The organism is Halapricum sp. CBA1109, assembly GCF_009741825.1.
Lineage (GTDB): Archaea > Halobacteriota > Halobacteria > Halobacteriales > Haloarculaceae > Halapricum.
In genome coordinates this window covers 1-10,643 of sequence record NZ_WPCA01000098.1, presented here as the reverse complement: position 1 = coordinate 10,643, position 10,643 = coordinate 1, and the positions used below count along the sequence as shown (strand labels likewise).

General features: G+C 67.3%; 9 protein-coding genes and 1 pseudogene. 1 reads left to right on the top strand and 9 read right to left on the bottom strand.

Annotated elements, in window-relative coordinates:
- Window positions 1-48 precede the first annotated feature (48 nt).
- Window positions 49-1,344 carry a twin-arginine translocation signal domain-containing protein gene (locus tag GJ629_RS11130; RefSeq protein ID WP_157513121.1) on the bottom strand — a complete coding sequence of 432 codons (1,296 nt, stop codon included), beginning with the start codon at window positions 1,342-1,344 and terminating at the stop codon, window positions 49-51.
- A 109-nt stretch (window positions 1,345-1,453) separates the two neighbouring features.
- Between GJ629_RS11130 and GJ629_RS11125 the strand changes: the two genes are divergently transcribed.
- Window positions 1,454-1,864 carry a hypothetical protein gene (locus GJ629_RS11125; RefSeq protein ID WP_157513120.1) on the top strand — a complete coding sequence of 137 codons (411 nt, stop codon included), beginning with the start codon at window positions 1,454-1,456 and terminating at the stop codon, window positions 1,862-1,864.
- A gap of 19 nt (window positions 1,865-1,883) precedes the next feature.
- Here GJ629_RS11125 and GJ629_RS11120 read toward each other — a convergent pair whose 3' ends face one another.
- From GJ629_RS11120 to GJ629_RS17140, 8 genes and pseudogenes are all read right to left on the bottom strand, one after another.
- Complete coding sequence (locus GJ629_RS11120; RefSeq protein ID WP_157513119.1) at window positions 1,884-2,177, bottom strand: Hsp20/alpha crystallin family protein; 294 nt, start codon at window positions 2,175-2,177, stop codon at window positions 1,884-1,886.
- Between the two features lie 64 nt (window positions 2,178-2,241).
- A complete protein-coding gene (locus GJ629_RS11115) occupies window positions 2,242-3,141 on the bottom strand; it encodes a hypothetical protein (RefSeq protein ID WP_157513118.1) in 900 nt (299 codons plus the stop codon).
- A gap of 46 nt (window positions 3,142-3,187) precedes the next feature.
- Window positions 3,188-4,513, bottom strand: a complete 1,326-nt coding sequence (locus GJ629_RS11110; RefSeq protein ID WP_157513117.1) for a hypothetical protein — start codon at window positions 4,511-4,513, stop codon at window positions 3,188-3,190.
- Window positions 4,514-4,584: 71 nt separating this feature from the next.
- The gene (locus tag GJ629_RS11105) at window positions 4,585-5,412 is read right to left on the bottom strand and encodes an MBL fold metallo-hydrolase (protein WP_157513116.1); all 828 of its coding nucleotides are present in this window, start codon (window positions 5,410-5,412) and stop codon (window positions 4,585-4,587) included.
- Window positions 5,413-5,476: 64 nt separating this feature from the next.
- A pseudogene (leuS, locus tag GJ629_RS11100) lies at window positions 5,477-8,127 on the bottom strand (leucine--tRNA ligase).
- Between the two features lie 75 nt (window positions 8,128-8,202).
- Entirely contained in the window at window positions 8,203-8,928 is a 726-nt protein-coding gene (locus GJ629_RS16265) for a PKD domain-containing protein (protein ID WP_197428561.1), read from the bottom strand.
- On the bottom strand, window positions 8,856-10,310 hold the full coding sequence (locus GJ629_RS11085) for an alpha-amylase domain-containing protein (protein ID WP_197428560.1): 1,455 nt from the start codon (window positions 10,308-10,310) through the stop codon (window positions 8,856-8,858). Before GJ629_RS11085 ends, GJ629_RS16265 begins: the two co-directional genes overlap by 73 nt.
- Before the next feature lie 86 nt (window positions 10,311-10,396).
- On the bottom strand, window positions 10,397-10,643 hold a 247-nt coding region (locus GJ629_RS17140), incomplete at its 5' end, for a hypothetical protein (RefSeq protein ID WP_370515875.1).

The following is a 10,643-nucleotide window of genomic DNA, read 5'->3' as shown; positions in this document are numbered from 1 at the left end:
AGGACGAACTCGGGCGGTCGCACCGGTAAACAGCTACAATAAACACTATCAGGCGTCGGGTCGGGGCGTCGGCAGCGACCGGTGGCGACGCGGCGGGACGAGGAAGTACCCCCGCCGGCGGACGAAGATGTACTCCAGAATGCCGTTGTTGACTCGCTGTCGAACCGCCGGCGTGACCGCCGGCAGGTCCTCGCCGGCCATCGCCTCCCAGACATCCTCGAAGTCGCTGACGGCGGTCTGGAGGGTCGGAAAGTGGAGGCTGGCGACGGACTGGTCGGAGCCGATGTCGTCGGTCGACTCGAAGTGTCGCCGGAGGAGTTTGACGTTGCCCTCGTCGTCGCGGTTGCCCCGCGCCGCCTTCTGGGCGTGGCCGACGCGGCCGAACTCCCTCGCGTCGTCCTCGATGTCGTCGACGAACTGGTCGATTCGGCTGTCGGACCCGAGGTTCTCGCCGACGCCCTCGACCAGTCCGTCCTCGGCGTGGCCGGGGCTGAACATCTCCGCGATGCGCTCGCTGTCGTCCTGTTCGACGTACCAGTCGTCCAGTCGCTGGCGGAGGTTGGTCATCGTCTTCGTCGTCCCGCCGGCGAACGGCCCCGAGTCGAACGTGACGGCGTCCTCGCTGGCCTGATTGCCGACGAAGCCCGCTTTGAATCCCATAAACAGCGGCGAGGCCTCGGGAACGTGGTCGCCCTCGGGGATGCCCTCGGCGTCCTGATTCTCAGCGGGGAGGCCGGCCCCGATGAACCCCGTCCGCCGGGAGTCGACGGTCGCCACGTCCGTCAGCGAGGCTCTCACCTCGACGCCGTTGGCGCGGTCCCGTCGGCCCCGCAGGGCCTGTTCGGCCTCCAGCACGGCGGCCGCACGGTCGCTAGCGAGGTGGACCAGTATGTCCTGCGTGTCGAAGGTCGGCTCCTCGAACGACGACAGCGGCGTCGGGTCGGGGAGGTCGATGGCTTCGGGCAGGTCGTCCTCGAAGCGCTCGAAGTACGACGGCGAGTACGCCACCGAGTGGACGACGCCCTCGGCAGACCACTCGTAGGCCCGGTCGAGGACGGAGAGCGCCGATTCGAGCGTCTCGCGGTCGCTCTCGCTCGGCGGTCCGTCCCCGGGGAGGGTCGCGTACAGCAACACTTGGTGGCGCGGCAGCAGGGAGTTGCCGTGGTCGTCGGTGCGGATATACTCCCGCCAGGCGTGCTGGCTGTCGGGCTTGTTCGCGGGGTCGCCCGTGGGAACGGGCCCGCCGGTGCCGGGCGCGTCGAGGCAGGCAGACAGCGCGCTTGCGCCCCCGACGGCGACGGCCGTCTTCAGCAGCGCTCGCCGGGACAGGTCGGGGTCGGTCATCGCCGGCCGGTAGGGACTGCTCGGCAAAACGGGTTCTGGTCGCCTCTCGGCTAGTTCCGACCACATTCGACCGGAAAGTTTTACAGTACCGGCTCGGAGAAATATGGTTATGCAACGACGGGAGATGCTGCAGAAGATGGGTGGTATCGGCGGCACAGCGGCCGCAATCGGACTCGCCGGCTGTGGATTGCTCTCGTGTGGCCCGGGCGAGACGGAGATAGGGACGATAGCGGACAACCCGAGCGACTACCAAGACGAGGACGGCGTCGAGATACGCGGCGAGATATCGAACATAACCGGCGACTTCCCGGAGATAGACGACACGACGGGAACGGCGAGTATCGTCACGCTGGATTCGCTGCCGTCGGATATCGAGAACGGCGACTGCGTGACCTTCGTCGGGACGCCCGTGACGGAGGGCGGGAGCGGAGGGAACGAGACTGCCGGGACGAACGAGTCCGAGGGATTCTCCGGCGACATCGCGTTCATCCCCAGAGAAGTCGAGTACCAAGAGGGCTGAGGACGCGCGGCGGCAGTGCTCAGACGACCGAGACCGTCTCGCCGGGCCGTGAGACGCCGTTCTCTATCGGGACAGTGACCTCTAGGACGCCGTCCTCGTAGCGGGCCGTCACGTCCTCGCCGACCGGATACGGGACGCCGAGACGCCGTCTGATCCGATGGCCCTCGTCGGTCCGCGCCGTGATAGAGAGCCGCTGGCCGTGTGTCCTGACCTCCACGGACGGCCGCGAGGCCGTCGGCAGGTCGACGTAGACGACGTAGGCGTCGTCCTCGCGGAACAGTTCGACCTCGTGTGCGGGCCTGTGTGGAGCCATAGCTGACGGTTCGACAGCCAGTCAGTTAAATCGTGAGAGAATTTCCCACGGCCCAAGAACGCCCTCAGGACGGCGGGAGCGCGGTCTCCTCGCTGGCCTCGGCGAACAGCGACGCGACGGTGTCGGCGGCGGCGTCGGACTCGGCGGTGTTCTCCAGTAGGACCGTCTCGCTGGGGAACAGCGACTCGCCGACGACCAGTCCGTGTTCGCGGGCGGTCGACCCGGTGACCGTGAGGTAGACGCCCAGTCCCGCCTCGGCGACGGCGGCCTCCTCCGTGACGCCCTCCTCCGGGTAGACGAAAGAGACGCCGTCGAGCGTGTCGGTCCCGAGGACGGCCTCGACCAGTCGCTCGTAGCGCGGGGAGATACACAGCGGCCCGCTGTAGCCAGTGACGAACTCCCGGTCGATGGGCGTGTCGCCGGTCGGTGCGACCGCCGGCGTGGCGAGCAGGGTGTGATAGACCGTGTCGCCGAGGCCGGTGTGGACCCGAACGTCGGTGTCCATCGGGTCGATGCGCTCGTTGACTTCGGCGAGGCTCCGCAGGGGGTCCCCGCGCAACTGGACGACCTCCTCCAAGACGAGGTCAGCGCTGTCGAACCCGAGGGCGAACTCGTGGGTCCGCAGGGCCCGGAACGGCTCCTCCCGGCCGACGAGTTGGACGTCGACGTCGTCGGTCGGGATGGTCACGCTGTCGAAGACGACGCGTCTGGGCATCCCGTCGCGGTCGTCGCGCAACAGCGTGTACTCGGGAGCCGTCGAGTCGGTCGTGTCGCTGTACTCCGCGAGACGCTCGTAGACGCCGCTTTCGGCCTGTTGGTCGTCTTTCGTCACTGCCTTCTCGAAGCGGAGCGTCGACGTGATGTCGTCGGCGAGGGCGGTCGTGCCCGTCCGCGTGGCGATCCGTTCGAGCACCGCCTCCAGTGGTCGCCCCTTCCGCGGCACGGCGACCCTGACCGTGGTCATAGGAATCGAAACGACAGCGACGGATAAAACGGACGCGGTTCGGCGCTCAGTCCCCGCCGCCGCCGATGACCGACGAGAGCTGTTCGCGCCACTGCTTGAGTTCCTCAATCTCGGATTCGATCTCCGCCATCTCGGACTCGACGTCGACCTCCGAGACCTGACTGGACACCGAGTCCATCTCGGCGCGGAGATCCTCCATCTGCTCTTCGAGGGACTGGAGGCTCTCCTCGACGCCCTCTACGTCGCCGACCTGCTGTTCGACGCTGTCGACCCGGCCCTCGACGGAGTCGACCGTCTCGTCCAGAGACTGAACCTCGCCCTCTATCTCGCCGACAGTCTCGTCGAGCGATCCGACCTCGTCCTCGACGGTAGAGACCGAATCACGCAGCGACCCGACCTCGTCGTCCAGCGACCCGACCGTGCCCTCGACGTCCTCGATGCGGCCGTCGACGCCGTCGACCGTCGACTGGACGCTCTCGACCGCCTCCCGGTTCTTTACGGCCATCGACTGGATGTCGTCGAGTTCGCTCTGGAAAGAGTTGAGCTGGTTCCGGAAGTCCTCGATGACCTGCTCGCCGGTACCGTTCTCGGCGAGGAACTCCTCCAGCGCTTCGGTGTAGGCCGCGATATCGCTGATCTCGTTTTGGAGGTGCTGGATCCGGGCGTCGGTCGCTCCGTCGCTCGTCCCGCCACCGCCGAGGACCTGCTGGAGCGCCGACAGCACCTCGTCGTCGACGTCGCCGCGCTGAATCTCCGCGACCATCGCTCGGGTGACGTTGACGCTGCCCGTTCCGTTCTGAGCGGCGTCGCCGTCGCCCTCGGCACCGCCGGCGTCGGCCGCCCCGCCGGCCTCGCTGTTGGGGTCGTTGGGGTCTTTGAGATTGAGCGTCTCTATCTCCTCGTCCTCGTCGTCGTCGAGGCCGGGGACGCTGTCGCTCTCGCCCGCGATGACGTCTTTGACTACGTCAGAGCTGGACTCGTCGAGGACGTCGCCCTCGTCGTCCTCCAGCGGCGGGTCGACCATCTCGATTGTCGGCCGCGTGAGGAACTGCTCGACGTTGTCGGTCCCCGTCGAACGGATGCCGTAGACCGTCGTGTATTCGGACTCGGCCTCGATGTCGCGCTCGAAGGTGATCTGCTGGTCGTCGATGGTCCAGTACTCGCTGCCGTACTCCGGGTGGAACCCGAGGTCCTCCACGGCGACGTCGTCCGGCACCACGTCGACCAGACGGACCGACACCGTCTCCGAACGGCTCGACTCGATCCGGAAGGCGATGGCCGGCACGGGGAACTCGTCCTCCTCGAACCGCTTGGCGACGGTCACCCCATCGGAAGACACCGTCACCGGATCGTACGCCTGTGAATCACTCATGCCTGCAATTCGGTGTAGCAGCCGTATTAAAGTTACCTAGTGTTTATCAACCGGGAAAACGCCAGCGCCGTCTACAGGTCGATCCGGTCGCCGATCTCCGCGATCTCGATCCGGCCCGGATAGTCGAAGCTCCGGGCGTGGTGATGGAGGATCGACGGGTCGGCGTTCAACCCCTTCCAGATGTCCCAGTGTGTGGGCAACAGGCGGTCGAGTCGTGCCTCGCGGGCGGCCTCGACGATCTGGTTCTCGTCGTTGTACCACTTGGTGTACTTTGGCTCGCGGGTCTGTTTGTCCGGGATCATCCCGGCGCTCCCGAACGCGAGCACCCCGAGGTCGACGTCGTAGGACTCCCCGACCGTCTCGAACTCGCCGGGCCGGGCGTCGCCGCCGTGGAACAGCGTCCCGGCCTCGTGTTCGATCACGTACGAGACGGGGTGGGTGGCGTCGGGGTCGTTCGCCGGTTCGACGTTGACGGTGAAACTCCCCACAGTGAACGTCTCGCCCTCGGCGACGGTCGTCAGTCGGTCCTCGTCGAAGCCGTACTCGCTCGCCCACCCCTCCTCGCGGGCGACGGCGACGCTGTTGTCTGGCGCGTAGAAGGGCGCATCGCTGTCGGCGATGATGGGGCCCTGCGTCGGCCCGTGGACGTGGTCGGTGTGCTCGTGGGTCGCCAGCACCGCGTCGACCGGCCCCACGTCCTCGGGCGCGAACGGGACCGGGACCATCCGGACGGTCCGCGGCGGGTCGCCCGTCCCGAGGTAGGGGTCGATCAGGACCGTCGTCCCGTCGGCGGCTTTCACGAAGAAGCCGTTGCAGCCGAGATACCAGAGGGCGACGCCGTCGGGGTCCGCATCCTCGACGGCGCGGGGTAGCCACTCGCCCCAGTCGCTGTGGATCATACCACACACTCCGTCGGTTCGTGTGCTAAGTGTTGTGGAACGCCCCGACACCGGGTGCCGGCTCTCAGTCGATGTGGATGGCCGGCCGGCCCGGGGCCGCCCGCGAGGCGAGGTCCGGGTCGCGTCCGCGGCGTCGACGACGGACACCTCGACGTCGAACTCCTCAGCCAGCAGCCACGCCGCCCGGCCGAGGACGGCCGTCTCCGTCGCCCGGTCGAGCCGCGGCTCTAGGGCCTGACTCCGGGATTGTAAGTCGGCGGCGTACTCGCCCGCTCCCTCGTGGCCGGCTATCTCGTCGTCGGACATAATTGCCTCGGCGACGTTCGCCTCGTCGTCGGCCGCGCGGGCCACCTCGTACGCGGCGTACTTCCACTCGGGCGCGACGACCAGTTCCACCGACGACGGGTCCTCGATGCCGGCCGTCTCGACGATGTCACGGACGTCGTCCTGGACCGTCGAGACGAGTGTTCGCTCGCGGGCGTAGGCCGAAACGTCGCTGTCGGGCGTCGGCCAGTCGGCCTCGACGACCAGTCCACCGGCCCGGAGCATATTCCAGCACTCCTCGGCAAGATACGGGGCGACGGGCGCGACGAGTTTGAGCAACACTTCGAGGCCGCGGCGGAACGTCGGTTCGTGGACCGGGCCGTCGCTCCGGTACCGGCCCAGCAGTTGGGCGAGTCCTCGGACCTCGCCGATAGCCTGATGCGTACGGAACCGGTCGTAGTCCGCCGTCGCCGCCGCGACGGTCCGGTCGAGTTCCCGGTGGACGTACCGCTCGGCCGCGCCCGCCTCCTCGGTCGTCGCGGGGTCGTCGACGAAGTCGTACACCATCCCGTAGATGCGCTGCTGGAGGTCGTAGGCCTCGCCGACGGATTTCGCCGCCCAGTCGAAGTCCCGGTTTGGGTGGGCAGCGCTCAGCACGAACAGCCGCGTCGTCTCCGGGCCGTACTCGTGGGGCGCGATGACGTTGCCCTTCGTCTTGGACATCTTCTCGCCCTCGTGAAGCACCGTCCCCTGATTGATGAGGCGCTCGACCGGTTCGCGGTGGTCCAGCAGGCCCACGTCCGACAGGGCGCGGGCGAAAAAGCGGATGTACAGCAGGTGGAGGATGGCGTGTTCTTTCCCGCCGACGTAGACGTCGACCGGCAGCGTCTCGTTGGCCGTCTCGACGTCGAACGGCGCGTCCTCGATATCCGGCGAGAGGAATCGCAGGAAGTACCACGAGGAGTCGACGAAGGTATCCATCGTGTCCGTCTCCCGTTCGGCGGGGCCGCCACACTCCGGACAGGTCGTCGACTTCCACTCGGTGGCGTCCTCCAGGGGGTTGCCGCGGGTCTGGACGAACTCCGGCAACTCGACCGGGAGGTCCGCCTCGGGGACGAGAACGGGGCCACACTCCTCACAGTGGACGATGGGGATGGGCGTCCCCCAGTAGCGCTGGCGGGAGATGAGCCAGTCCCGCAGGCGGTACTGGGTGTCCTCGGTCGCGCCGTCGAGGTCGGCGAGGAGTTTCGACTGGGCCTCGGCCGTCGAGAGCCCCGAGTACTCGCCGCTGTCGACGAGGCGACCGGCACCCGTGTACGGGCCTTCTGTCACGTCGACGTCGACGGTGCCGTCCCCGCGCGGTTCGACCACCTTCCTGATGGGACAGTCCATCGCGGTGGCGAACTCGTGGTCGCGGTCGTTGTGTCCCGGGACGCCCATCACCGCGCCCGTCCCCACGTCGTCGAGGACGTACGCCGCGACGTACACCGGAATCTCCTCGCCGGTAGCCGGGTTGGTCGCGGTCAGGTCCGTCTCGACCCCGCGGGTCTCCGGGTCGGCCTCGTCGAGGCCGTCGAGATACGCCGCGACGGCGTCGTCGGTCTCCGAGAGCGTCGCCGCGAGGTCGTGGCCCGGGCCGACGGCGAGATACGTCGCCCCGCAGATAGTGTCGAGTCGGGTCGTGAACACCTCGACGGTGCCGTAGCTCTCGACGTCGAAGCCGACGCGTGCGCCCTCCTGTCGGTCGATCCAGTTGCGCTGTATCTCGGTGACGCTGTCGGGCCACCCCTCTAAGTCGTCCAGTCCGTCCAGCAGTTCGTCGGCGTACTCGGTCGTCCGGAGGAACCACTGATCCAAGTCCCGGGTCGTGACGGGCGTGCCACAGCGCCAGCACACCTCGCCGTCGTCCTCGCCGGCTGTCCCCTCGGCGGGTTCGACCTGCGCGTCGGCCAAGACCGTCTCACAGTCGGGGCACCAGTTGACGGTCGCGCCCTCGTAGTCGACCAGTCCCGCCTCGTGGAACTCCCGGAAGAAGTACTGGTTCCAGCGGTAGTACTCGGGGTCACAGGTCCTGATCTCCCGGGACCAGTCGTAGCCAAAGCCCATCTCGGCCATCCCCTCGCGCATCCGCTCGATGCAGGCGTCGGTCCACGACGCGGGGTCGGTGTGGCGGTCGTAGGCGGCGTTCTCGGCCGGGAGGCCGAAGGCGTCCCACCCCATCGGGTGGAGGACGTTCTCGCCCTGCATCCGCTTGAACCGCGCGTAGGCGTCGGTTATCGCGTAGTTCCGGACGTGTCCCATGTGGAGGTTCCCCGAGGTGTAGGGGAACATCCCGAGGACGTACAGCGGGTCCTCGGCGTCGTCGTCGAGTTCGTAGACGTCCTCGCGGTCCCAGACGTACTCCCAGTACTCCTGAACGGTGGCGTGATTGTAGGTTCTCGATCTGTGCATCGTGGTGATCCCTGCCGCAGTCGGTCGGTACGGGTGCTTGCACGGACACCGACAAAACAGTTCGCCCTCGGCGGGTCAGAGACACGCGAAGTACTGCTCGATGAGCGCGTTCACCTCGTCGATGGAGGCGTCGTCGTCGAAGTAGTCCCCGATACCGGTGTTGAGTTCCGAGATGTCGATACAGCCGTCGCCGTTCGCGTCGTAGCGGTCGACGACCGAGGCGTCGCTTGTCACCTCGACTGTCGTGCTCGCGGTGTCGTCGGCCGTCTCGCCGCTGCCGTCCGCGACGGTCAGCGTCACGTCGTAACTCCCCTCGCTGTCGAAGGTGTGCGTGACCTGCCGGCCAGTCGCGTCGGTCGTCCCGTCGCCCGTGAAGTCCCACTCGTAGGACTGGATGTCGCCGTCGGGGTCGGACGACCCCGAGGCGTCGAACGTGACCGCCTCACCGGGCGCGGGGGCCGACGGCGAGGCCTCGAACGACGCCGTCGGCGGGGACTCTCCGCTCCCGGTGAAGCCGTCTGCCCAGCCCTGATGGGTCGGCGAGAGGTCGGCCTCGGTGTGGTTGTCACCATCCTCCCACACCTCGTCGTCGTCCCAGCTCTCGCCGTCGTCGCCGGCGGGCGCGCGGCGGGTCTTCCACTCGAAGGTCCCGGGGTCGTCGATGGTGACCTCCCAGCCACCGTCGGTGTAGGTCCCTTCGACACCGGCGCTCCAGTTGCCGAGTTCGCTCACGTTGCCCGTGAAGTACACCGACTCGCCGTCGGCCGTCGGGGCCTCGACGCGGAGCGTGACCTGTGGCACCGTCGACTCCTCGCCGTCGGTCGGGGTCCCCTGTCCCGGCGGCGCGTAGAACACCCACCGCCGGCGGGGACGGTTATCTCGACGCTCCCGTCGCCGCCCGTGGTGACGTTCGGCCGGTTGCCCGCGTAGTCTTCGAGTTCCTGTCCGGTCCAGGACGTCTGGACGGTGAGCGTCCGGTCGGAACCGCCGTTGTTCAGTCCGGCGAGGAGGTTGCCCTCGCGTTCGTAGACCGCGAGGTCGTTGTCCGTGTATCGCCAGCGCACCGCGCCGCCGGCGAGGTTCCTCTTGACCCAGACGGCGTTGGCGATGGCGTCGTTCGCGAGTATCTCGTCGGGGTAGAGGTTGTACAGCATCGGATACCCCGGACTGGAGAGGACGAAGGCGTGGGCGAGTTCGTACTGACTCGGCGCCGCCACGTCGTGGTTCTCGACGAACGGCATCGACACGCCCGGGTCCGTCGCGATCAGTCCCGCCCCTTCGAGGTCGCTCATATCGCCGCCGCTGAACACGTTCTGCATCGTGTAGTACAGCGAGAAGTCGAAGACGTGCATCCCCGGGCCAGCGTTGGCGTACCCCCGCAGGTACTCGCGGTTGCCCGAGTACACCTCGCCGACCCGGAACATCCCGTTGGCCTCGGCCCACTGGTTGGCGTAGTCAGCGAAGAACGACTCGGCCATGTGTTTCGCGGCGTCGAAGCGGTAGCCGTCGGCCCCGAGGCTGGCTATCTTGTCGACGTAGTTTTTGAGTTGCTGGCGGACGTACTCTTGGTCTTGGTCGAGGTCACGGAGCCCCAGCAGCGTCGAGTCCTCGATCATATCCGGGTCACACTCGATGCGGTCGGGGTCTTTCGGTTCGCCGCCAACGAAACAGCGGTCGTCGTCCGGGTTGAAACGGTACGCCCACTGCTCGATGCCGCCCTCGTTGTGGAAGTTCGAGTCATCGAACTGCGGGAACGTACTGGCGTCGGCGTTGGCCATATGGTTCATCACGGTGTCGACGATGACGTCGACGCCGTTGCCGTGAGCCGTGTCGATGAGCGTCTCCAGTTCTGACTCGGTGCCGAACGAACTGTCGAAGTTCCTGTAATCGACGGGCTGATACCCCAGCGGCGGGTCGTTGCGGCCGCTCTGATCGGACCAGTCGAGGATGGACTCGGCCGGTTGCTGGATCCATACCGCGTCGAACCCGAGGGAACCGACGCGGTCGAGGTCGTTCGTGATGGTCTGCCAGTCCTCGTGGAAGTACTGCAGAGCGACCTGCTCGCCGGCGGCCGCCGCCGGTTGCGTCAGCGAGACGCCCGCCGCGGCCGCGGCGGCAGCACCGCCGATCCCCTTCAAGAATCCCCGTCTCGACGTGTCACTGCGTTGCCCCGGATCTGCCATCTCGATAGAATATCACGGATTCCCCGGTATGAAGATGTGGGTTTCGGCGGGAGCGTGTCTGTAATGGTCGAACGTGTCGTTTCGAGTCACTCCGCGTCGACGCCGGCGGCACGGGCGCGGTCGAGTATCGTCCGCGCTTGCGTGATCTGTGGGGCGTCGATCATCTCGCCGTCGACGACGTGGACGTGGGGCAGGTCGGGTGTTCGGTCACTAGCGCTCGTCTTGGCTGGCCGATGTCGCCCCCGCCGGGGGGAGCGGCAGCGATAGTCACAGTCGGGATAGCGGGTACACCCCGACGAGCCGCGACCCCGAGCGGAGGTGTTTTGATAGCCA